General features: G+C 68.2%; 20 protein-coding genes and 1 tRNA gene. 14 read left to right on the forward strand and 7 right to left on the reverse strand.

The window, feature by feature from the left end; translation table 11 throughout:
- Positions 1-51: 51 nt before the first annotated feature.
- Positions 52-873: a methyltransferase domain-containing protein gene (locus BJ986_RS09260; RefSeq protein ID WP_179421715.1), complete on the forward strand. Its 822-nt coding sequence runs from the start codon at positions 52-54 to the stop codon at positions 871-873.
- Here the strand turns inward: BJ986_RS09260 and BJ986_RS09265 are convergent.
- Both BJ986_RS09265 and BJ986_RS09270 read right to left on the reverse strand, forming a co-directional pair.
- Positions 851-1,504 carry an O-methyltransferase gene (locus BJ986_RS09265; RefSeq protein ID WP_337795073.1) on the reverse strand — a complete coding sequence of 218 codons (654 nt, stop codon included), beginning with the start codon at positions 1,502-1,504 and terminating at the stop codon, positions 851-853. The two genes, BJ986_RS09260 and BJ986_RS09265, sit on opposite strands and share 23 nt — an antisense overlap.
- A gap of 33 nt (positions 1,505-1,537) precedes the next feature.
- Entirely contained in the window at positions 1,538-2,137 is a 600-nt protein-coding gene (locus tag BJ986_RS09270) for a TetR/AcrR family transcriptional regulator (protein ID WP_179423694.1), read from the reverse strand.
- A gap of 83 nt (positions 2,138-2,220) precedes the next feature.
- On the opposite strand from BJ986_RS09270, the gene BJ986_RS09275 reads away from it, so the two are divergent.
- Positions 2,221-3,030 (forward strand): N-acetylmuramoyl-L-alanine amidase, encoded by an 810-nt coding sequence (locus BJ986_RS09275; protein WP_179421716.1) that lies wholly within the window; start codon positions 2,221-2,223, stop codon positions 3,028-3,030.
- 68 nt (positions 3,031-3,098) lie between these two features.
- Here the strand turns inward: BJ986_RS09275 and BJ986_RS09280 are convergent, their stop codons facing one another.
- Positions 3,099-4,037, reverse strand: coding sequence for an acyl-CoA desaturase (locus BJ986_RS09280; RefSeq protein WP_179421717.1), 939 nt, complete (start codon positions 4,035-4,037; stop codon positions 3,099-3,101).
- 175 nt (positions 4,038-4,212) lie between these two features.
- Here BJ986_RS09280 and BJ986_RS09285 point away from each other — a divergent pair.
- The 5 genes from BJ986_RS09285 (at position 4,213) to BJ986_RS09305 (ending at position 9,447) form a co-directional block, all read left to right on the forward strand.
- Positions 4,213-4,291 (forward strand) — tRNA-Gln (locus BJ986_RS09285).
- Positions 4,292-4,429: 138 nt separating this feature from the next.
- On the forward strand, positions 4,430-5,809 hold the full coding sequence (locus BJ986_RS09290; RefSeq protein WP_202881220.1) for a nucleotide sugar dehydrogenase: 1,380 nt from the start codon (positions 4,430-4,432) through the stop codon (positions 5,807-5,809).
- 7 nt (positions 5,810-5,816) lie between these two features.
- Complete coding sequence (locus tag BJ986_RS09295; RefSeq protein ID WP_179421718.1) at positions 5,817-6,824, forward strand: NAD-dependent epimerase/dehydratase family protein; 1,008 nt, start codon at positions 5,817-5,819, stop codon at positions 6,822-6,824.
- Positions 6,825-6,985: 161 nt separating this feature from the next.
- Entirely contained in the window at positions 6,986-8,470 is a 1,485-nt protein-coding gene (gene glmU / locus BJ986_RS09300; RefSeq protein ID WP_238338349.1) for a bifunctional UDP-N-acetylglucosamine diphosphorylase/glucosamine-1-phosphate N-acetyltransferase GlmU, read from the forward strand.
- Positions 8,467-9,447 (forward strand): ribose-phosphate diphosphokinase, encoded by a 981-nt coding sequence (locus BJ986_RS09305; protein ID WP_179421720.1) that lies wholly within the window; start codon positions 8,467-8,469, stop codon positions 9,445-9,447. Before glmU ends, BJ986_RS09305 begins: the two co-directional genes overlap by 4 nt.
- Before the next feature lie 115 nt (positions 9,448-9,562).
- Here the strand turns inward: BJ986_RS09305 and BJ986_RS09310 are convergent, their stop codons facing one another.
- Together BJ986_RS09310 and BJ986_RS09315 are read right to left on the reverse strand one after the other, a co-directional pair.
- The gene (locus tag BJ986_RS09310) at positions 9,563-10,555 is read right to left on the reverse strand and encodes a type IV toxin-antitoxin system AbiEi family antitoxin domain-containing protein (protein ID WP_179421721.1); all 993 of its coding nucleotides are present in this window, start codon (positions 10,553-10,555) and stop codon (positions 9,563-9,565) included.
- Between the two features lie 197 nt (positions 10,556-10,752).
- Positions 10,753-11,304 carry a CGNR zinc finger domain-containing protein gene (locus tag BJ986_RS09315; RefSeq protein WP_179421722.1) on the reverse strand — a complete coding sequence of 184 codons (552 nt, stop codon included), beginning with the start codon at positions 11,302-11,304 and terminating at the stop codon, positions 10,753-10,755.
- An 88-nt stretch (positions 11,305-11,392) separates the two neighbouring features.
- On the opposite strand from BJ986_RS09315, the gene BJ986_RS09320 reads away from it, so the two are divergent.
- The 6 genes from BJ986_RS09320 to BJ986_RS09345 all read left to right on the forward strand — a co-directional run bounded on the left by BJ986_RS09320 (position 11,393) and on the right by BJ986_RS09345 (position 18,382).
- The gene (locus BJ986_RS09320; protein WP_179421723.1) at positions 11,393-12,367 is read left to right on the forward strand and encodes an EamA family transporter; all 975 of its coding nucleotides are present in this window, start codon (positions 11,393-11,395) and stop codon (positions 12,365-12,367) included.
- 160 nt (positions 12,368-12,527) lie between these two features.
- Positions 12,528-13,217 carry a 50S ribosomal protein L25/general stress protein Ctc gene (locus tag BJ986_RS09325; protein ID WP_179421724.1) on the forward strand — a complete coding sequence of 230 codons (690 nt, stop codon included), beginning with the start codon at positions 12,528-12,530 and terminating at the stop codon, positions 13,215-13,217.
- A gap of 81 nt (positions 13,218-13,298) precedes the next feature.
- Positions 13,299-13,901, forward strand: a complete 603-nt coding sequence (gene pth, locus BJ986_RS09330) for an aminoacyl-tRNA hydrolase (RefSeq protein WP_179421725.1) — start codon at positions 13,299-13,301, stop codon at positions 13,899-13,901.
- A gap of 479 nt (positions 13,902-14,380) precedes the next feature.
- The gene (locus tag BJ986_RS09335; RefSeq protein ID WP_179421726.1) at positions 14,381-15,796 is read left to right on the forward strand and encodes a sugar transferase; all 1,416 of its coding nucleotides are present in this window, start codon (positions 14,381-14,383) and stop codon (positions 15,794-15,796) included.
- Positions 15,797-16,027: 231 nt separating this feature from the next.
- Positions 16,028-16,711 carry a PIG-L family deacetylase gene (locus BJ986_RS09340; RefSeq protein WP_179421728.1) on the forward strand — a complete coding sequence of 228 codons (684 nt, stop codon included), beginning with the start codon at positions 16,028-16,030 and terminating at the stop codon, positions 16,709-16,711.
- Positions 16,712-17,101: 390 nt separating this feature from the next.
- Complete coding sequence (locus BJ986_RS09345) at positions 17,102-18,382, forward strand: hypothetical protein (RefSeq protein ID WP_179421729.1); 1,281 nt, start codon at positions 17,102-17,104, stop codon at positions 18,380-18,382.
- Positions 18,383-18,493: 111 nt separating this feature from the next.
- Here BJ986_RS09345 and BJ986_RS09350 read toward each other — a convergent pair whose 3' ends face one another.
- Positions 18,494-19,432, reverse strand: a complete 939-nt coding sequence (locus BJ986_RS09350; protein ID WP_337795074.1) for a hypothetical protein — start codon at positions 19,430-19,432, stop codon at positions 18,494-18,496.
- Entirely contained in the window at positions 19,384-20,544 is a 1,161-nt protein-coding gene (locus tag BJ986_RS09355) for a Gfo/Idh/MocA family protein (protein WP_179421730.1), read from the reverse strand. Before BJ986_RS09355 ends, BJ986_RS09350 begins: the two co-directional genes overlap by 49 nt.
- 197 nt (positions 20,545-20,741) lie before the next feature.
- Between BJ986_RS09355 and BJ986_RS09360 the strand changes: the two genes are divergently transcribed.
- A complete protein-coding gene (locus BJ986_RS09360; RefSeq protein WP_179421732.1) occupies positions 20,742-21,719 on the forward strand; it encodes a glycosyltransferase in 978 nt (325 codons plus the stop codon).
- Positions 21,720-21,729 lie beyond the last annotated feature (10 nt).

The following is a 21,729-nucleotide window of genomic DNA, read 5'->3' on the forward strand; positions in this document are numbered from 1 at the left end:
TTCGTCAAGTATCTTGATATCAAGATAAGTCCTCACGAGAGGGACAGCGCCATGAGCACCACGTGGGATCCCCGCCAGTACGCACGGTTCTCCGACCACCGCGCGCGACCGTTCGGCGACCTCATGGCCAGGGTGGGGGCGCTCGACCCGGAGCTGGTCGTCGATCTCGGCTGTGGCAACGGGCCGTTGACCCTCTCGCTCGCCGAACGCTGGCCCGGGGCGCGCATCGTGGGGGTGGACAGCTCGCCGCAGATGCTCGACGCGGCGCGCTCAGCGGATGCCGGCGGGCGCGTCGAGTGGGTGGAATGCGATGTGGCGCAGTGGGATCCGGGGACACTGGGTGCAGCCCCCGACCTCATCGTCACGAATGCCACCCTCCAGTGGGTCCCGGACCACCTCGCGTTGCTGACCCGCTGGGCGTCGGCCCTGGCGGAGGGCGGATGGCTGGCCATGCAGGTGCCAGGCAACCTCGACGCCCCGGCGCACGCCCTCATGCGCGAGGTCGCCCAAGGCCACCCGGCGGCCGAGCGGCCGCGACCGGCCCTCGAGCGCCTCGCCGTCGAGGAACCGGCGGCCTATGTCGAGCTGCTCGGGAGTGTCGGGCTCGAGGTCGACGTGTGGGAGACGACGTACCAGCACGTCCTCGACCCCCGGGGGCAGGAGGACAACCCGGTCCTGGAGTGGGTGCGGGGCACCGGGCTCCGGCCGGTGCTCGAGGAGCTGACCGACGCGGGCGAGCGCACCGCCTTCCTGGCCGAGTACGACACCCGGCTCCGCGCGGCATACCCGCGCACGCAGATCGGCGTCGTCTTCCCGTTCCGGCGGATCTTCGCCGTCGCCCACCGTCCGCTCAGCGGCGACGCGCGATCGTGAGTCCGTCGAAGGCGGTGAGCACGACGACCTCGACGCGCTCGTCCGCGGCGACCACGTCGTTGAACGCCCGCAGGGCGTCGAGGTTCTCGCCAGACTTCTCGTCGTCGACGACCTCACCGCTCCACAGCACGTTGTCCGCCAGCAACAGCCCGCCCGGCCTGACCCGGGGCACCAGCTCGTTCCAGTAGTCCACGTAGCCGCCCTTGTCGGCGTCGATGAAGACCAGGTCGATCATGGGCTCGGTGGGCAGGGCCCGCAGCGTGTCGAGCGCCGGCGCGATCCGCAGGTCGATGCGATCCGCCACCCCGGCCTCGTGCCACGCCTGGGCGCCGATCGACGTCCACTCCTCGCTGATGTCGCAGCAGACCAGGGTGCCGCCGTCGCTGAGTCCCCGCGCGATGCAGAGGCTCGAGTAGCCCGTGAACGTGCCGACCTCGACGGCCGACCGGGCGCCGACGAGGCGGGTGAGCATCGTCAGCAGCTGGCCCTGGTCGTCGCCGATCTGCATGCCTGCGGGGCTGCCGAGCGCGGCGGTGCGTTCCTGCAGCCGGCGCACCACGGGGTCGGGCCGCCACGAGCTGTGGGCGGCGGCGTAGTCGCGGATGGCGTCGGTCACGAGGAAGGAGCGCACCCTCGTCAGGCTAGTCCGACCGGTCCGGCCATGTCAGTCAGCAGTGAGCAGTGAAGGCTTCTTCTCGAGGCCCGCGAGCCCGTTCCAGGCCAGGTTGACCAGGTGGGCAGCCACGTCGGCCTTCTTCATCTTGCGAGAGTCCAGCCACCACTGGCCCGTCAGGGCGACCATGCCGACGAGCATCTGGGCATACAGCGGAGCAGTCTTCGGGTCGAGCCGGCGGCGCTTGAACTCCGCGGCGAGGATGTGCTCGACCTGGCTCGCGACGTCCGAGATGAGGCTGGCGAAGGATCCGGTCGACTGTCCGGCCGGACTGTCGCGCACCAGGATCCGGAAGCCGTCGGTGTTGCTCTCGATGTAGTCCAGCAGCGCGCCCGCGGCCCGCTCGAGCGTCTCCCGACTGTTGAGCTCCGCGCTGAGGGCGCCTGTGATGCCCCCGAGGAGCGCCGCGATCTCTCGGTCGACGACGACGGCGTAGAGACCCTCCTTGCCCCCGAAGTGCTCGTAGACCACAGGTTTGGAGACGCTGGCCTTGGCGGCGATCTCCTCGACCGTCGTGCCCTCGAATCCCTTGTCCGCGAACAGCTTCCGACCGACGAGGAGGAGCTGTTCGCGGCGCTGCTTGCCGGTCATGCGAGCACGGGAGGCGGAGCTGGTGGGCTTGTCGTGGGCGTCGGTCACACGTCCCATCATGCCGCCTGCGTAGCGTGGTGGTCGTGAAGGGCAGTGCCCCGTATGCCGGCGGAGTGCGGCGGTTGGCCATGGCGACTGCCGCCATGGTCGTGCTGCTGGGGGCGGGAGTCGCCCTCGAGACCGCCCTCGTGGGGCAGGCCGAGCGAGGGGCCGAGACGGCGCCCGCCCTGACGACTCCGACGTCAGGAACGCCCACGGGAGGGGCGCCAGCGGGCGAGCCCACGGCGACGGTCACCACGGGGCTGGACCCGGCGGTCGCTCCGCGCATCGTCGTCGACCACCTGGAGTTCGGCGCCGCGCGCAAGGCGGAGACCGCGGCATACGCCAAGCGCCACTATGGGACTGCCACCTGGCGCCTCACCCCGACCCTCATCGTCCTGCACTACACGGAGAGCGACACGTACGCCTCGGCTCGTTCCCTCTTCGAGTCCGACGTGCCCAACCGCGGTGAGCTCCCGGGAGCCTGTTCGCACTACGTCATCGACAAGGACGGAACCATCCACGAGCTGGTGCCGCCCACCGTGATGTGTCGGCACACCGTGGGACTCAACCACCTCGCGATCGGCATCGAGTTCGTCCAGTCGTCCAGCGGGCACGACCCGCGCTGGGCGGTCCAGCAGGTGCTGCGCCGCAGGGCGCAGGTTGCCGCCGGCGTCGCCCTCGTCGAGGCCCTGCAGAGGCGGTTCTCGATCTCGGACGAGAGCGTCATCGGACATGCGATGGCCAACGACGCCAAGGGGTTTCGCGACCTCGAGGGCTGGCGCAACGACCACCTCGACTGGCAGCGCCCGGAGGTCGTCCAGTTTCGTTCGATGCTGACGATGTCCCCGTGAGGACGTCGCCGTGACGGCCTCGCCGTAACGGCCTTGGCCGGCCTGTTGGCGCGCCCCCTGACGCTCCCTCAGGCGCTGATGCGTCGCGCGTCGATGCGCTTGGCCACCGGCCACCTGACGTCCGTGGCCCAGCCGAGTCGCTCGAACGCCCAGATCACCCGCGCCGTCGAGTCGACCTGTCCCTTCTCGACGCCGTGGCGTGCACAGGTCGGGTCGGCATGGTGCAGGTTGTGCCACGACTCGCCCATCGACAGGACGGCCAGCCACCAGACGTTGCCGGACCGGTCACGGCTCTTGAACGGTCGTTCGCCGATGGTGTGGCAGATCGAGTTGATCGACCAGGTGACGTGGTGCAGCAGGGAGACCCGGACCAGGGAGGCCCAGAAGAACGCCGTCAGCGCGCCCTGCCAGCTCATCGACCAGAGGCCGCCTACCACCGCGGGCAGCAGCATCGAGCCGGCGACGATGAGCGGGAAGGCGCGGTCGATCCTGCGCAGGTCCTCGTCGGCCATGAGGTCGGGTGCGTACTTGCTGCGCGGGGTCTGCTCCACGTCGAAGAGCCAGCCCGTGTGGGCCCACCAGAGGCCCTTGGCCAGCGCCGGGATCGTCTCGCCATAGCGCCAGGGGCTGTGCGGGTCGCCGTCCCGGTCGGAGAACGCGTGGTGGCGGCGGTGGTCGGCGACCCAGCGGACAACCGGTCCCTGGATGGCCATGGACCCTGCGATGGCGAGGGCGATCTTCAGGGCGCGGCTGGCCTTGAACGAGCCGTGCGTGAAGTGGCGGTGGTACCCGACGGTGATGCCGTGACCCGCGATCGCGTACATGACCACCGCGATCACGATGTCGTGCCAGCCCAGTCCCCATCCCCAGGCGACCGGGATGGCTGCGAGCAGGGCGAGGAAGGGGATGCCGATGAAGAGGGCCAACGCGACCTGTTCGCCACCGCCCTTCCTCTCGGGCGCGACCGTGAGGGTCTGGTCCAGCGTCGAGGGTGTCGCGGGCGTCATCGCAGGGGAACCTTCCTTCGGTTCGTCGCCACGGAGGCTTCATCAACTTACGAAACCGTAACCTACGGAAACGTAGGTTGTCATCGGGCGGCTCGGCCCGTCGAGCGCCCGGCCGCGGTCGATGCCCAGGTATGCCGCGTGCTTGGCTACCCTTGGCGGGTCCCCCTGGGGGCGTTCCCCGGTTGGTCTGCTGGCAGGGCCCGCCTGACTTTGAATCAGGACAAGCGACGTAGGTTCGATTCCTACCCGGGGAGCCTTTTCGCAGGCGAGGAGCCCAGGGCCGCCCCTTATACACCGGTCGTCGTCAAAGGGGAAGGTGCCCGCAGCGGTGTCTTGTGAGCCAGCACCACCCTGATGCTGTGGTGGGTTGTGGTACTTGCGAGGGGAGAGCCGTGGCACACGGGATGTTGGACCTGCCCGCTGATGAACTCGATGCGTTGTTCGCGCGCCGGGAGGCGCGGGTCGCAGTGGTGGGGTTCGGGTACATAGGGGTGGTCATCGGGGCGGTCCTCGCGGACCGGGGATGGCAGGTGACGGGGATAGACGTGCGGCCGGAGGTGGTCGGGGAGATCACCAGGGGCACGACGCGGGTGCGCGAACCCGGTCTGGACGACCTCGTCGCGCGGAACGTCGGGGCCGGTCGGCTGACCGCCACGACGGACTTCGCCGCCGTGGCCCAGCAGGACGTGGTGATCGTGACCGTGGGCACTCCGCTCGGCCAGGACTACGAGCCCGTCGTCGACGACATCGAGGCTGCCGCCAAGGGGGTGGCCGCCTTCCTGACGCGCGGACAGCTCGTCGTCCTCAAGAGCACGGTCCCCCCGAACACCACGACCGGCCTCGTCCAGCCCATCCTGGAGACCAGCGGCCTGCGTGCCGGGGTGGACTTCGGCCTCGCCTTCTGCCCCGAGCGCCTGGCGGAAGGGCGAGCCGTCAGGGACCTGACCTCAATCCCCGTCGTCGTGGGGGGTGTCGATGCCCGCTCCGCCGACGTGTGCCAAAGGCTGTGGCGCGAGGCGCTGGGGGTCGAGTCCGTCGTGGTCGACTCACCCCGGGAGGCTGAGCTGACCAAGCTGGCGGACAACCTCTGGATCGACCTCAACATCGCCCTGGCCAACGAGCTCGCGAAGATCTGCGACAAGCTCGGGAGCAACGTCACCCAGGTGATCGACGCCGCCAACACGTTGCCGAAGGTCAACTACAACGTCAACATCCTCATGCCGAGCATGGGGGTGGGTGGGTACTGCCTCACGAAGGACCCCTGGTTCGTGCACCACCTCGGGGAGCAGCTCGGACTCGACATGCTGACTCCTCAGACCTCGCGCGCGGTCAACGACACGATGCCGGCATACACGTGCGAGCTCCTGCGCGAACAGCTCGCCCTGGGCGGCAAGGAGCTGAAGGACTCACGCGTCGCGGTCCTGGGTATCGCCTTCAAGAACAACACGGGCGACTGCCGTCTGACGCCCACCCGTGACGTGGTGCGGATGCTCGAGGAGTCGGGCTGCACCCTCCTCGTCCATGACCCGTGGGTCGGGCCCGAGGAGGCCCTCACCGTCACCACGGTGCCGTTGACGGCGACGCTCGACGACACCATCCGTGATGCGGATGCCGTCGTGTACCTCACCGGACACCAGCAGTTCCGGGACTATCCGATGACCCGGGTGGCTGAGCTGACGGCGCAGGACTGCGTCGTCCTGGACGGGCGGAACGCCTTCCAGCGCTCGGACGTCGAGTCAGCAGGCCTGCGCTACAAGGGAATAGGGCGGTAGGAGAGGCATGCGTGCAGTAGTCACCGGGGGTTACGGCTTCATCGGTTCACACCTCGTCACGGCTCTTCTCGAGCGCGGCGACACCGTGACGGTCGTCGACCTCGCCCGCAACGAGCGGGACACCAGCATCACCTTCGACTCCTACGACGGCTTCGACTTCATCCAGGCAGATGTGACCGACCGCGGGGCCCTGGAAGCAGCCATCGGCCCGGACGTCGACGTCGTCTTCCACCTGTCCGCCATCGTCGGCATCAAGAACTACATCGACGACCCGCTCAAGGTGCTGGACGTGAACGTCGGCGGCACACGGAACGTCCTCGAGATCGCCCGCCGCCACGGGACCAGGGTCGTGCTGGCCAGCACTTCCGAGGTGTTCGGCAAGAACCCCAGCCCGCCGTGGGCGGAGGACGACGACCGGGTCCTGGGCTCGACCAAGACCGCCCGGTGGAGCTACAGCACGTCCAAGGCCATGGCCGAGCACCTCGCCTTCGCCATGCATGCCAGCCATGGTGTGCCCGTCACGGTCGTCCGGTACTTCAACGTGTACGGGCCGCGGCAGAACCCGATCTTCGTGGTGTCGCAGAGCGTGCACCGGGTGCTCAACGGGCTGGCGCCCTACCTGTACGACTCGGGTGACCAGACCCGCTGCTTCACCTACGTGGACGATGCGATCCGGGGCACTCTGCTGGCCGCCGAGATGGACGAGGCCGTGGGCGAGGCCTTCAACATCGGGAGCATGCACGAGACGTCGATCGCCGACGTCGTGCGCCTCACGATCGCCAGCGCCGGTCGTGAGGGGGAGATCGTCCCGGAACCACTGGACACGGGCACGCACTACGGCTCGACCTACGAGGACATCCCGAAGCGGATCCCGGACACGGCCAAGGCGGAGCGCGTCCTGGGCTGGAAGCTCGAGGTCGACGTCGACGAGGGGATCCGGCGCACCGTCGACTGGGCCAGAGCCAACCCCTGGTACCTCGAGACCGCGCCCACCACGAGCCCTCCCACGAAGTAGGGGTCCGCGTGACAGGCGGACGAACGCGATGCGACCTGCGGGTAGCATGACGCCGTCCCGTCGCACCCGACCAGATCGCTGGAGCCTCGCGCGTGAACACCCCCACCGGCTCGCACCGCCTTGCCGCTGTCATCGTCCTCGCTGCTGGTGAGGGCACCCGGATGAAGTCCTCGACCCCCAAGGTGCTGCACCGGATCGGGGGTCGGACCCTGGTGGGTCATGCCCTCGCCGCGGCCCGCTCGGTCGCGCCTGAGCACCTCGCGGTCGTGGTGCGCCACGAGCGGGACCTGGTGGCCGCCCACGTCGCCGAGGTCGACCCGGAGGCCGTGATCGCCGACCAGGACGAGATCAAGGGCACCGGCCGGGCCACCGAGTGCGCGCTCGACGCCCTGCCCGAGGGCCTGGACGGGACCATCCTGGTCACCTACGGCGACGTCCCCCTGCTCGCAGGAGAGACCCTCCAGTCGCTGGTCGACGAGCACGCCGCCACCGGGAGTGCGGTCACCGTGATCACCGCCCACCTCGACGACCCCACCGGCTACGGCCGGATCCTGCGAGGCGCCGACGACGGCGTCGAGGGCATCGTCGAGCAGAAGGACGCCACGGACGAGCAGCGCGCCATCACCGAGATCAACTCGGGGATCTACGCGTTCGACGCGGCCGTCCTCGTCGAGGCGCTCGGGCAGGTCGGCACCGACAACGCCCAGGGCGAGAAGTACCTCACGGACGTCCTCGCCATCGCCCGCAAGGCCGGCGGACGCGTCAGCGCGCACCTCATCGCCGACCTCTGGCAGACCGAGGGAGTCAACGACCGCGTCCAGCTCGCCCGCCTCGGCAAGGAGCTCAACCGCCGGACCACCGAGCGCTGGATGCGCGACGGCGTCACGATCGTCGACCCGGACACCACCTGGATCGACAGTGACGTCACGATCGGCCGCGACGCGACGATCCTGCCCGGCACGCAGCTGCTCGGCGCCACGACGATCGGCGAGCGCGCCACCATCGGCCCGGACAGCACCCTGACCGACACCGAGGTCGGTGCCGGTGCGGAGGTCAAGCGCACCGAGGCGATCCTCGCGGTGATCGGGCCCGAGGCCACCGTCGGCCCGTTCTCCTACCTGCGGGCCGGCACCGAGCTCGGGGCCAAGGGCAAGATCGGCGGCTTCGTCGAGACCAAGAACGCCAAGATCGGCGAGGGGGCCAAGGTCCCCCACCTCACGTATGCCGGCGACGCCGTCATCGGGGAGGGCGCCAACATCGGGGCCGGCACCATCTTCGCCAACTACGACGGTGTCGCGAAGCACCAGACCACCGTCGGTCGGTACAGCTTCGTCGGGTCGGACAGCGTGCTGATCGCCCCGGTCGACATCGCCGACGGCGCGTACGTCGGGGCCGGTTCGGCGCTGACGGGCGACGTCCATCCGGGCCAGATCGCGGTGGCCCGGGGACGGCAGCGCAACGTCGACGGCTGGGTCGCCAGGGCCCGCGCCGGCACGAAGACCGACGAGGCGGCCAGGGATGCGCTCGCCAAGACCGCCCGCGCGACGGATGCGCTCGCGACGGATGCACCCGCCACGGCGGGAGACGACGCCGCAGCGACCACGCGGCATACCGAGGAATCCACCGAAGGGCAGGCCCACCCGTGACCGGCATCACGAAGACCACCGAGAAGAACCTGATGGTCTTCGCGGGACGCGCCAACCCCGAGCTCGCGGAGGAGGTCGCCAGCCTGCTCGGCACCAACCTCGTCCCGACCAGCGCCTACGACTTCGCGAACGGTGAGATCTACGTGCGCTACGAGGAGTCGGTGCGCGGGTCCGACGCGTTCGTCATCCAGAGCCACACGACGCCCATCAACGAGGCGATCATGGAGCAGCTCATCATGGTCGACGCCCTCAAGCGGGCGAGCGCCAAGCGGATCACGGTCGTGCTGCCGTTCTACGGCTACGCCCGCCAGGACAAGAAGCACCGCGGCCGCGAGCCGATCTCCGCGCGCCTGATGGCCGACCTGTTCAAGACAGCCGGCGCCAACCGGCTGATGGCCGTCGACCTGCACACGGCGCAGATCCAGGGCTTCTTCGACGGCCCTGTCGACCACCTGATGGCGCTGCCGATCCTCGCCGACCACGTGGCCCGGAAGTACGGCCACGAGCAGCTCGCCGTGGTCTCGCCCGACGCCGGCCGGATCAAGGTCGCCGAGCAGTGGTCGCAGCGGCTCGGCGGGGTCCCGCTGGCGTTCATCCACAAGACACGAGACATCAACCGCCCCAACGAGACCGTCGCCAACCGTGTCGTCGGTGAGGTCAAGGGGCGCGTCTGCGTGCTCGTCGACGACATGATCGACACGGGCGGCACGATCACCAAGGCCGCTGACGCGTTGATGGCCGACGGGGCGGCCGGTGTCGTCATCGCGGCTACCCACGCGATCCTGTCCGATCCGGCCATCGACCGGCTCAAGAACTGCAGTGCCACCGAGGTGATCGTCACCAACACGCTGCCGATCGACGAGGCGCACGAGTTCGACAAGCTCACGGTGCTCTCGATCGCACCGCTGATCAGCCGCGCGATCCAGGAGGTCTTCGAGGACGGCTCGGTCACGAGCCTCTTCGACGGCCACGCCTGACCCCGCCCCTGAGCCAACGAAACAGGGGCACCTCCCTAACCTCTGCTAGCAGAGGTTGGCTGGCTCAGCAGATGCTGCAACCTCTGCTGAGCCAGCGAAGTTCTGCTAGCAGAGGTTAGGCGGAGCGGCGGCGGCGACTGGCGCGTTCGATGGCCCGGTCCACCTTGGCCTTGATCCCTGCGGGGTGGTCGAGGTCGGCCCAGACGACCCGGGCGACCTCCTTGCCGGCATCCTCGAGATCGGACTGTCGTGCCTTCTCGTCAGCCAGGGCCCGGCGCACGGTGGGGAAGCCGGGCCGGACGGAGTTCTCGACATACTTCGCCAGCCCGTCGAACTCCACGACCACGTCCGTCCCGTCGATGCCGAAGTCACCGCGCCGGGTCACCCCTCGGGCGATGATGGGGACCTGTGGGGTGAAGCGGTATTCGAGGGTCCGCAGAACCTGGGCCAGCCTCGTCTCGCCCACCGACTCGTGACGTCCATCAGCGTGCCGCAGCAGCAGTCGGACCCCCTCGACCTGCGGATGCCGCCGATGCAGCGCGAGTGCCGACTCGAGCTGCTCGCCGGTGATGTGGCCGTCGTGGAGGGCGCCGTCGGCCGCGATGAGGCTCTCCATCGGATCGGGGGAGTGACGCCCGGCGATGGGGACCAGACCGACCTGCACCACCGCCACCGCCATCGGCACCGTGCTCAGCCCGTCTGGCCCGGTGCTGGGTTCCATCGCCACCCGCGGGTGCAGGACGGCGCCGAGTCGATGCCTCGAGTGGTCGTCTCGCGTGCGCGTCAGGTGGACCGTCTCGAGGTCCGCCCGCCACAGCCGCCCTCCCCTCAGGACCACGGCTGACTGGTGGCTCGCCGTCACACGTCCCTCGAAGGAACGGAGCAGGGCCGCGGTGCGCAGCCGGTGCAGCGACCGAGCGGCAGCGAACGGGTCCGCAGCGCGCCAGGGCGCCTCGCCGACCATTGGCGCCACGGCATACCAACCACGCACGAGCGGCAGCAGGCGTCCCGAACGGACGAGCAGGCGCAGCTGCCCCGCGCCGATCCCGAGGGTTCTGGCATCGGCGGTGCTCACCACGCCGTGCTGGGCGATGTCGGCCAGGTCCATCGACCAAGCATGGCAAGGGCGCGTGATCCCGGTTGGGAGCCTGTGGACAACCTCTGTTGCTCGCCGACTCAGCAGAGCGCCGTTGGCTCAGCAGACGTTGCAGCCTCTGCTGAGACAGCCAACCTCTGCTAGCAGAGGTGAGGGAGCGCCGGCCTAGGTGAGGGAGCGCCCGGCGAGTGAGGGAGCGCCGGCCCGGGTTAGGGGGCGCCAGCCTTGCGGGCCCGGTATGCCGCCACGTTGGCACGGTTGCCGCACCCTCCGTCGCAGAACCGCTTCGACCGGTTCTTGGACAGGTCGATGACCACGTCCTCGCAGTCCTCGGCGGCACAGACTCGCAGCCTCGCGAGCTCGTCCGCGCGGATGACGTCCACCATCGCCATGGCAGCCTCCACCGCCATGCGGGTGGCCAGCGGCGCCTCCGGTGGCGTGGCGTGCAGGTGCCACGACCACTCGCCGTGACGCACCAGCTGGGGGAGGGCGCCGGCCTCGGCCAGCAGGGCGTTGACCAGCTCGACGGCTTGGTCCGTCTCGGCAGTCCAGAGCTGGCGCAACCGCGGACGCAGGGCGTGGACGCTGGCCAGTTCGGTGTCGTCGTGGGCGCGCGACCCCGTCCACTCCCACTGCCGCACGAAGGCGTCGAGGTCGGCAACGGTGGCCAGGTCCTCGGTGTCAGTGGGCAGGGTCGGGGCCGTGTTGACGAGGGCCGCCGCTCCCCGCAGCGCCATCTCCGTGTCATGGGCAAAAAGCATCTTGACTCCTGACCCGCTAGATCGCTACCGTCATGAGTATAAGGCGTTTGACTGCTTACCAAGGGAATTCTCGCGAAAGGGCGCGGCGATGGCGGCACGGTCGAAGGGCTTCGGCCTCTGGTTCGCGCTGGCGTCCGCGGCGACCTTCGGCAGCAGCGGGCCCTTCGCGAAGTCGCTGCTGGTGGAGGGCTGGAGCTCCGGGGCGATCGTCCTGCTCCGTGTCAGCGGCGCCACCCTGGTCCTCGCAGTGCCGACACTCCTGGCGCTGCGCGGCAGGTGGTCGCTGGTGCGCGAGAACCTGCCCGCCGTCCTCGCCTACGGTGCCGTCGCGGTGGCCGGCTGCCAGGTGGCCTACTTCTATGCCGTGCAGCGGCTCGACGTCGGGGTCGCGCTCCTGCTGGAGTACCTCGGCGTCGTGCTCGTCGTCCTGTGGGTCTGGCTGCGCACCCGTCGCGCGCCGACTGCCCTGACCGGCCTCGGCATCGTCCTGGCCATCCTCGGCCTGGTGCTGGTCCTGGACCTCGCGGGACAGGCGCGCCCCGACCTGGTCGGGGTGGCGTGGGGACTGGTGGCCGCCACGGGGCTCGCGACCTTCTTCGTCCTCGCCGCCGAGGAGAGCAGCCTGCCCCCGGTGGCGCTCGCAGGTCTGGGGATGGGCGCCGGGGCGGTCGCCCTCGGCGTGCTGGGGGTCGCGCGCATCCTCCCGCTGACCTTTGCCTCCGCTCCCGTCGAGCTGATGGGGAGGCAGGTTCCCTGGTGGGTCGCGATTGGCGAGCTCGCCCTGATCGCCGCCGCCACGGCATACCTGCTCGGGGTGACGGCCGCGCGCGTGCTCGGGTCCACGGTGGCCTCCTTCGTGGGTCTGACCGAGGTGCTCTTCGCCGTCCTCTTCGCCTGGATGCTGCTGGGCGAGCTCCCGGGCCTGATGCAGCTGGCCGGTGGCGTCTGCATCGTCGGCGGGGTCGTCGCGGTCCGGGTCGGGGAGCTGCGTCGGGAGCGGGCGGACCGGGCGACGGCCGCCATGGACGACGCGGATTTCCCTCTCCCCGCAGGCGTCGCCTAGACTCGGCGGGTTGCCTCGGCGAGGGACACTGCACGGCTGCCGCCACCAAGCACCATCGGGAGCCAGTCACGTCCGTAATTCGACGCGGTGTGGTCTCCGTGCTGCGCCCCGCGTCGAGGCCCACCGCATCCTCGAGTCCCCCACCGCACAGGAGAATTCCGTGTCTGACAACAAGCTCGTCGCGCAGAAGCGCACGCAGTTCGGCAAGGGCGCTGCCCGCAAGATCCGCCGCGACCACAAGATCCCCGCCGTCATGTACGGCCACGGCGCTGAGCCCGTGCACATCACCCTGCCGGGCCACGACACCATGATGGCCCTCAAGGTCGCCAACGCCCTGCTCACGATCGTCATCGACGGCGACGAGCAGCTAGCCCTGGCCAAGGACGTGCAGCGCGACCCGATCAAGCCGGTCATCGAGCACATCGACCTCGTCATCGTCCGCAAGGGCGAGAAGGTCACCGTCGACGTCCCGGTCCACATCGAGGGTGAGGCCGCTGCCGAGACCATCGTCACCCTGGACGCCCAGACCATCCAGCTCGAGGTCGAGGCCACCCACATCCCGGAGAACATCGTCGTCTCCGTCGAGGGCCTTGAGGCCGGCACGCAGATCAAGGCGTCCGAGCTGAAGCTCCCGACCGGCTCGACCCTGGTCGTCGACGAGGACACCCTGGTCGTCAACATCACCCAGCAGATCTCGCAGGAGGCGCTGGACGCCGAGATGGCCGAGGCCGAGGCCGAGGCTGGTATCGAGCACGAGGAGCCCGGCGACGCCGAGGCCACCGAGGGCGAGGGCGAGACCGCCGAGGGCGAGGCCCCCGAGGGCGAGAAGGCCGAGTCCGAGGACGCCTGAGTCCTCATCCGTCGTATGCCGGAAGGCCAGGTCCCCTGAGTGGTTTCAGGGGGGGACCTGGCCTTCCGGCATACTCGGCCCGTGAGTGACGACGGCACCTGGCTCGTGGTGGGCCTGGGAAACCCCGGTCCCAAGTACGCCGGCAACCGGCACAACGTGGGGGCGATGGTCGTCGACGAGCTCGCCTCGCGATCGGGCACGAAGCTGACGGCGCACAAGGCACGCGCCGCTGCTGCCACGGTCCGCATCGGGATGCTTCCCGGCGGGGCCCCGGGCCCGGCTGCGGTCGTCGCGGTGCCCTCGTCCTACATGAACGAGTCGGGCGGCCCGGTCAAGGCGCTGATGACGTTCTTCTCGGTCGAGGTCGACCGACTGCTCGTGGTCCACGACGAGCTGGACATCCCGGCCGGGGACGTCAGGCTCAAGAAGGGCGGGGGCGAGGGCGGTCACAACGGGCTGCGCTCGATCAGCTCTGCCCTCGGCACCAAGGACTACCTGCGGGTCCGGGTGGGGATCGGACGACCGCCCGGGCGGATGGACCCCGCCGACTTCGTGCTCCGTGACTTCGGGACCACCGAGCGCAAGGAGCTGCCGTTCCTGATCGGTGACGCGGCCGATGCTGTCGAGATGGTCGTGACCCATGGCCTGGTGCTGGCGCAGCAGAAGTTCCACAGCCCGGCATAGGGCCGCCAACGCTTCAGCATCGGCCTCGCGGGCCCCCAAGCATCGGCCGCCCGGGCCCCCAATGACTACGTCCTGGCCAGCAGCCAACTGGGGCGATCCGCACCAACCGGACCAGATCGTCTCCACTTCGGCACATCGGTTCCCCCATGGGTATGAGTGACGTACGCAAGGTGCGGTAGTCAGCCTGTCTACATCACCCTCGCCTTCAGGGTGTAGGTGACGAAATCCCTTACGCCCTAACCTGTTTCACGGGTGCAGATGGCTCGTTCCGAGTCCAGTCGAGGGTTCGTCATCGTGGGTCTACACACCCTCATCATCGGGTGGCGGGGGAGACGGACATGGCGGGGTTCGCGGGATCGGGACGGCAAGAGGTTGGCATGACGGAATACGTCGAATCAGTGAACAGGCCGGCCCTGTCACAGCGCCTTCGTCGGGCGGTCACCAGCTCGCCGTGGGTGACCGAGGCGCCGAAGCGATCGATGCCGGTCCACACCAAGCGCGTCCAGTGGAACGTCGCCTACCGGCGTCGGGCCATGGGTGGCGATCTCCTGGCCGCGCTCGGTGCCGGCAGCACCACCGCCTTGGTCGCCATGCCGGGGACGACGATGGCCTCGCGGGTCCTCGTCGTGGCGCTGCTCCCGGTGCTGTGGCTGGGGACGCTGTCGCTCTCGCACGGCTACGAGCGCCGCTTCGCCGGCTCCGGGCCGGAGGAGTACCGCGCCGTGATGCGGTCTGCGGTCTACCTGGTCGGCGCGGCCGCGTTCCTCTCCTTCATGGTCCGCATCGACGTGCCGCGGCTCACCAGCCTCGTCGCCGTGACGATGCTGTTCGTGCTCGGCCTCGGCACCCGTCAGCGGGTGCGGGCCGACCTCTACCGTCGGCGCTCGGCAGGGTCCGAGACCCAGGCAACCGTGATCATCGGGAACGCCAAGACCGTGCTACCCATGATCCGGGAGATCAAGCGCGCACCTCAGCAGGGCCTGCGCGTCGTCGCCGCATGCGTCTCCGGTCTCGACCTCAGCGGTGACGCCCGCTCCGAGGTGGAGGGGGTGCCGGTCTTCGGCTATCCGGACGAGGCCATGTCGGCCGTCGACCTCTTCGACGCGGAGGTCGTGGCAGTGTCCAGCGACCCCGACCTCCATGGGCACGAGCTGCGCCGGCTGGCCTGGTCGCTCGAGGAGCGGGACGTCGAGCTCGTCGTGTCCCCGGGACTGCTCGGGGTCGCCGGTCCGCGCCTGTCCATCCGCCCCACGGCTGGGATGCCGTTGCTGCACATCGAGCGCCCGGTCATGTCCGGCGCACGGCGCATGGTCAAGTCCTTCGTGGACAAGGCGCTCACGGTGCTGCTCCTGCTGGCGGCGCTGCCCGTGCTCCTCGCCATCGCGGTGTTCATCCGGCTGGACTCTGCCGGACCGGTCCTGTTCCGCCAGACCCGGGTCGGCGCTCGCGGCGAAGAGTTCCAGATGCTGAAGTTCCGGACCATGTGTGTCGACGCGGAGGCGCGGCTCGCCGAGCTGCAGCGAGACGCAGGCAACGGTGTCCTGTTCAAGATGAAGTCCGACCCGCGCGTGACCCGCTTGGGGCGGGTGCTGCGCCGCTTCTCCCTGGACGAGCTGCCCCAGCTGGCGAATGTGCTCCGCGGCGAGATGTCCCTGATCGGGCCCCGGCCGCCCCTCCCGCGTGAGGTGGCGGAGTACGAACCCGACGCCGTGCACCGCCTGCGGGTCAGGCCCGGGTTGACGGGACTGTGGCAGGTCAGCGGACGGAGCGACCTGACGTGGGACGAGACCCTGCGCCTGGACCTCTGGTATGTCGACAACTGGAGCCTTACCTTGGATCTCCAGATCCTCGTGAAGACCTTCAGGGCGGTACTGCGAGGATCAGGGGCCTACTGAAGCGGAGCACCGGGCGTCCGCTCTGACGGCCAGCTATGCCGACCCGCACGTCGGCTGATCGCGGAGGTTCACAGTGAAGGTCCAGGGCCGGTCTACGGAGGGGGCGTGCTGAGGCACGTGGAGCAGGCAGCACGCAGGACGACAGCGGGGCTTCGGGGGATGGCGAAGCAGGCCCTCCACCGTGCAGCACGGGACGTCACCGGAACGGTGAGCACGCGAAGCCTCTTGGTGGTGGCGCCCCATCCCGATGACGAGACCTTGGGGTGTGGAGCGCGTCTGGCGATGGCCCGCGCCGCTGGCGTGGAAGCGCACGTCGTCGTCCTCAGCCGCGGAGAGGCTGGGCAGGATTCGGAGGGCGGCCACGGCAGCCTGCCCGAGCTTCGCGCCCGAGAGCTGGGTGAGGCCATGCGGACCTTGGGTGTGCCACCAGATCACTTGCTGCAGTGGGACTTTCCCGACGGCAGCCTGAGCAGCTTCACCGAAGAGATCGCCGTCAGGCTGGCCGGGCTCATCGACGAGGCCGCCCCGGACGATGTCTACGTGACCTGTGTCCAGGAGTCGCACCCGGATCATGCTGCGGCGGCGGAGGCGACCCGCCTGGCCCTGGCCCGGACCAGCTGCCGTCCCAGACTCCTCGAGTACCCGATCTGGCTGTGGACCGACTGGCCCTTGTCGCGCCGTCACGCACGGGGGGCGAAAGGCCTGCGAGAGCTGTTGCGCATGCTTGCGGAACGGACTGCCGAAGCGGTGGACACGGCCTCTGTCGGGAGCGCCAAGGAGGCCGCGCTGGCGGCCTACCGCAGCCAGCACGGCGACGAGAAGGGTCAGCGGGGGCTCCCCGAGTCCATCCTGCGCGATGCGGCCCGCCCGCGGGAGCTGGCGTTCGTCACGACTGATCGCGTAGCCCGCCGATAAGTGGTTCGCTCAATACCACATTCTCGGGTGTTTCGCCAGTAACCATCGGCGTGCTCATTTGTAGTCCTGTTAGGGGTGTCACCCGAACGTACGAGGCCGGTTTGGATTTGACCTGACCGGGTTGAGTCGCCAGTATGGTCGGCCTTAGAGGCGATAGATCCCTTATGGCCTCTCCGTCGGAGCGTACCTGCAGCAGGGTTTGCAGTTTCCTACACAGGACCGGCGGGCGTCGACGCCCTAGGTGGTGCCGACAGGATGCGTAGGTGCGCCCGAGCTTCAACGCTTGGGTCAAACATACGTTTGCGCCGTGTCCCGAGTTCTGGGGACACGGATGGTGTCTCTTGCAGGGGCTTCCTCACGCGCTATCCCCACCCCAAAGGAGTTTCACCCATGACCCCTTCCCCCAAGGGTCTACTTCGCCTGCCCGGAAGACGAGTGGCCAAAGCCGCTCTGTCCGTCACGTCCGTTTTGGCCGTCACTGCGGCGGTCGGAGGCGGCGTAGCCGCGATCGCCTCCGGGCACAGTCTGGGCAGCCCATCCGCACAGAGCGGTCACCAGACGTTGCCGTCCGGGTCCGCCACGACCGAGCTGCAGATGCAGAAGGTCATGGCGATCTCCCGCGCTGGCGCTCGCACCGCCAACGGAGGTGCGATCTGGGTGCAGCACACCCGCAACCGGATGACGCGCACCACGCCGCCCACGAGCACCACCAGCTCGACCACGAGCAGCACCCCGACGAGCTCGACCACGACGCCGAGCACAACCGCGGCGAGCAGTTCGGCTTTTCCAGGCCCCGCCAGCACGGGCATCCCGACCGGTACCGCGCTCAGCGCTTATACGGGTCCGTGCACAATCTCCTCTGGCACGGTCGTCATCGATTCCAAAGACCTGACCAACAAGTGCCCGGCCTCAGGGCAAGGTCTCTACGTCAACGGCACCGCGAACGTCACCATCACGAAGAGCAAGTTCGCCGGCGTCTATGTCGAGTCCCCGAACGCCCGCGTCAGCATCGCCGACAGCGAGGGCAACGGCGGCAACCAGGTCACCTACTCCACAATCACCAGCTACCCCGGCGCAGGAGTCGCAGCCCCCAAGCCGTCATTCATGTTGAGTCTGCTGCGAGTCAACGTGCACGGCGGACGGAACCCGCTCGAGTGTGTCGCCTCCTGTAAAGTCAAGGACTCTTGGCTGCACACGCCCTACTTTCAACAGTCATCTGGGGCTCACCAGCAAGCCATTCTCAACTCGGGCGGCGGAAGCAACTCGAATATCTGGATCGAGCACAACACGCTCTCTTGTGACGGGACGGAAGGCTGCACCGCCGACTTGTCGCTGTTCGGTGACTTTGCTGTCGCGTCCGACGTGACTATCACTGGCAACTTGTTCAAGGCCCACCCGGAGGCGTACTACTACTGCGCAACGTTCGGGTACAACCCTGGCAAGGCGTTCCCGAACCCGGATCACATCGTCGTGACCAACAACGTTTTTGAGAAGGGCTCGACCGGTGTCGCTGGGTCGGCGGCAGTTAGTTCGCGGACGTCGCAGGGCAAGTGCGGTCAGGCCTACTCCTCTGTGTCGTGGCGTCGTGCGGCTTCGGGCGGGACGGGCAACGTGTGGTCCGGCAATACCTACGACGACAAATCAGTCATTGCAGAACCAGCCACTGGGTAGTTCCATTTTGTTGATCCTCTATAGAGAAACGTGACCCAGGCCTCCTGGGCCGGTCGTACGCAGGGCGTGGGCGCATCGCGCTCACGCCCTGCGTACGACCGTCGGTAGAACTCATAGGGACTCTCGTCTCCAGAATTCGTCTGAGAGCGCTTTGGTCGACCTCAGGGAGGCGCGGCTGGACGCGCCGAAGACGATGGATTCGACGTTCGGCTGAGAACAGACCCATTCCACGGCTTCGCGCGGCTCAATGGCGCCGGAGGCAAAAACCGACATGGCGACCGCCCGGAAGGGACGTGTGCGCAGCGCCTCTTCGTATGCGGGGATCCCTCCGCACATCCGGAAGCCGATCTTGTTGATATTGGCGCACACGACAGGGTTGGCGACGCCGAGCGCGTCAAGGCGGTCCAAAAGGAGTGGAAGGTTCATCGTGATGAACCCCGGCTCGGCGCCATACCGCGAGCGGACGTGGTCGGCGAAGATGGCCAACGCTTCGTCGAACCCAAGGCCCAAGATCAGGTCGACGACGACGTTCTGGAGGAAGATCACCGGGGTCGGCAATCCCTTGAACATCGTCATCTCGGCGTCAATGAGAAGAGTTGTGATCCCTCGGATCTCCTTGCTGGCAATTGATCGACCACCGCGGACTGCCGCGTTCATGAGCCCCTCAGCAGGCAGGAACCGACGCAGGGCGCCGACCAGCCCATCCTCAGTCATCGCATTGGCGTACTTGTGGGCGTAGGGCATGCAAGGGACGAACTGGAGCTCGGCGTAGCGAGCGGGGTTCCGCATTACGTGCTCAGCGACTTGCGCGATGCGGTCGTGGGTGGTGCACATAAACGTTCGGATGCCCTCGTCGTAGGCCGCATCGATGACAGCGATGATGGCGTCGAGGTCCTGGAAGTGCATCGACTGCGCACGAGCCTTGTCCTCGGACATGTGGTTGATGCCGAAGAACTGGTTGTCACCGAGCATCAACGTGTCCAGGGCTTTGTTCGGAGGCATCACCGCGACCCCCTCAGCTGTGGCCTCGAGCCCCAGCGGCTCCGCCACCGCTCGCGCGCGGACTTCGGCGGCACCACCCTGGGAGGGCCTTCGTCCAGCCCAATGGCGCCGGCCATGGCCAGAGAGGCAGGAGTCCAAGCGTGTTCGGCGGCGGAGTCCTGGATGATGAGGGCCAGGCATTCATCAGTGACAAGGGCCGACTCGAAGGTGTTGACACCAGAGTCCGCACGGTCATGGACGCGACGCACGAAGTCGGCCACCTGAGCGCTGTATTCCTCGCCACGGAGGTAGAACCAGACCGGCTGAGTGAGGTCCGTGGTGTACCTGACATTCCAGCCCGGCCGGTAGCCCTCTGGAGGTTGAGCGTCGTTGCGCAGGTACGCCTGGACCTCTTGACGGTCGACGTGAATCCTCCCCTTGGTGCCCCAGAAGGTCAGCTGAGTGGACATCTTGCGCTGAGACTCGTCCGACCACGACACCGAGACCTGGGCTGTGACGCGTGACCCGAATTTCAAGGTGGTGTATACCTCGTCTTCTGTCTCGGTCGAGAAGACCTTCTGCAACACGCTGCCGGCGGCGGTGTCGGCCGGTCCGAAGTACCAGGTCAGCAGGTCAATAGGGTGGGCGGCGTAGTCGTAGAGGCAGCCGCCGCCCGAAGAGCGCCTACTGCGCCATGAGGTACCGCTGGGCTTGAGAACGACCGGACCATAGGCCTCGGCCAACACATGAGTGACCTCTCCGATGGCGCCTGCCGCCAGCAGCTTGTGCACCTCCGCAAAGGAGGCGACGTAACGATTGTGGTAGCCCACCTGCGTGACCAACCCCCTCCGGGCGGCCAAGGAGGCCAGTTCGCGCCCTTCCCGGACATCGATGCAGAACGGCTTCTCACAGAAGACGGCCAGGTTTGCGTTGAGAGCACGTCTGATCATGTCCCCGTGCAGGTGTGAGGGAGTCGCGATCACCACCGCGTCGAGTTCAGCGGTGGCCAACATGAGCTCTACATCGGTGAATGCCCGCACGCCGGTGTACTTTCCCAGGACCTCCAGCACATAGCCTGAGGCGTCGCACACCGCTGCGATCACCACGTCGGGGTGTGCGCGGAACATGGCGAGATGCGAGATGCCCATCTTCCCCAAGCCAATCACGCCAACCCTGATCATCCTGGACCCTTCCCCTCGTGGCCGCTCCGGCGGTCGATTGCGATCGCCCCTGTGAAGGCGAGACCCCAGAGATGGATTGTTGCCTCTGGGCCTGCGCAACGCCACATGCGATGAAGGGATGCTTTTCAGTTGCGACAGGCGTATGGTGCGATCCCGATATCGCCACAGCGGCAGAAGGTCCGGACGGGGGCTCACGAATGAGGGGAGCAGGCGGGGCCACACTGCTCATCGCATCTACCGGCGGCCACCTCGAGCAGTTGGTGAGGCTGCACAGGCGCCTCCAGCCTGCTCCGAAGAGCGTCGAGTGGGTCACGTTCGACGACCCCCAGTCACGGTCCTTGCTGGCGGGCGAGGTGGTTCACTACGTCCCCTACGTCGCCCCCCGCAGCTATTCCTCCGTCGTGAGAAACATCCCCGCCGCAGAGCGCATCCTGCGGCACGGACGATTCGCTCGCATCGTGACCACGGGGTCGGCCATCACGCTGTCATTCCTTCCCATCGCCCGAGCCCGCGGAGTCGAATGCCATTTCATCGAGAGCGCTGCACGAGCCGACGGTCCTAGCCTGACGGCCTCACTCGTGGCCGCGCTCCCGGGGATGCGGATGTATTCGCAGTACCCGGCCTGGGCCGATGAGAAGTGGCAGTACCGAGGCTCCGTGTTCGACAGCTACCGACCCTTGGACATCGAGCCACCACCGGGCGGGTTGGCCAGACGCGTCGTGGTCACTTTCGGGACAATGCGCACGTACGGCTTCCGAAGGGCAGCCGAAGCGCTGGCCAAGACCCTCCCGAGCGTGCTGGCGCCAGGCGCGACAGTGTTGTGGCAAGTGGGTGTGACCGACGTGAGCGGGCTCGGCCTTGAGGCCAAGACGTCGATTCCCGCCAGTGAGCTCAAGGCGGCGATCGCGGAGTCTGACCTGGTCGTTGCGCACGCAGGCGTGGGCTCGGCCTTGACTAGCCTTGACCTGGGCAAGGCTCCGGTCCTCCTCGTCCGGCGGCGCGCGCACAACGAGATGGTCGACGACCATCAGACCATGATCGCTGGCGAGCTGGACCGCCGCGGACTCGGCGTTAGTGCAGAGCCGGGGGAGCTGACAAGCGAGCACCTGTCACGAGCGCTCGCCATCAGCGTGGAACGTGAGCCCGTTGGCAAGCCATTCTTGCTCCGGTCGTGATGGATGCGTG

Origin of the sequence: Pedococcus badiiscoriae (assembly GCF_013408925.1) — a bacterium.
GTDB lineage: Bacteria > Actinomycetota > Actinomycetes > Actinomycetales > Dermatophilaceae > Pedococcus > Pedococcus badiiscoriae.

Excerpts from the sequence above, each read along its gene's own strand:
- BJ986_RS09315 (WP_179421722.1), bottom strand. The coding sequence starts at position 11,304 with ATGCTTTTTGCCCATGACACGGAGATGGCGCTGCGGGGAGCGGCGGCC.
- BJ986_RS09310 (WP_179421721.1), bottom strand. The coding sequence starts at position 10,555 with ATGGACCTGGCCGACATCGCCCAGCACGGCGTGGTGAGCACCGCCGAT.
- BJ986_RS09320 (WP_179421723.1), top strand. The coding sequence starts at position 11,393 with ATGGCGGCACGGTCGAAGGGCTTCGGCCTCTGGTTCGCGCTGGCGTCC.
- BJ986_RS09295 (WP_179421718.1), top strand. The coding sequence starts at position 5,817 with ATGCGTGCAGTAGTCACCGGGGGTTACGGCTTCATCGGTTCACACCTC.
- glmU (WP_238338349.1), top strand. The coding sequence starts at position 6,986 with ATGAAGTCCTCGACCCCCAAGGTGCTGCACCGGATCGGGGGTCGGACC.
- BJ986_RS09260 (WP_179421715.1), top strand. The coding sequence starts at position 52 with ATGAGCACCACGTGGGATCCCCGCCAGTACGCACGGTTCTCCGACCAC.
- BJ986_RS09355 (WP_179421730.1), bottom strand. The coding sequence starts at position 20,544 with ATGATCAGGGTTGGCGTGATTGGCTTGGGGAAGATGGGCATCTCGCAT.
- BJ986_RS09280 (WP_179421717.1), bottom strand. The coding sequence starts at position 4,037 with ATGACGCCCGCGACACCCTCGACGCTGGACCAGACCCTCACGGTCGCG.
- BJ986_RS09270 (WP_179423694.1), bottom strand. The coding sequence starts at position 2,137 with ATGACCGGCAAGCAGCGCCGCGAACAGCTCCTCCTCGTCGGTCGGAAG.
- BJ986_RS09345 (WP_179421729.1), top strand. The coding sequence starts at position 17,102 with ATGACCCCTTCCCCCAAGGGTCTACTTCGCCTGCCCGGAAGACGAGTG.
- BJ986_RS09335 (WP_179421726.1), top strand. The coding sequence starts at position 14,381 with ATGCCGGTCCACACCAAGCGCGTCCAGTGGAACGTCGCCTACCGGCGT.
- BJ986_RS09360 (WP_179421732.1), top strand. The coding sequence starts at position 20,742 with ATGAGGGGAGCAGGCGGGGCCACACTGCTCATCGCATCTACCGGCGGC.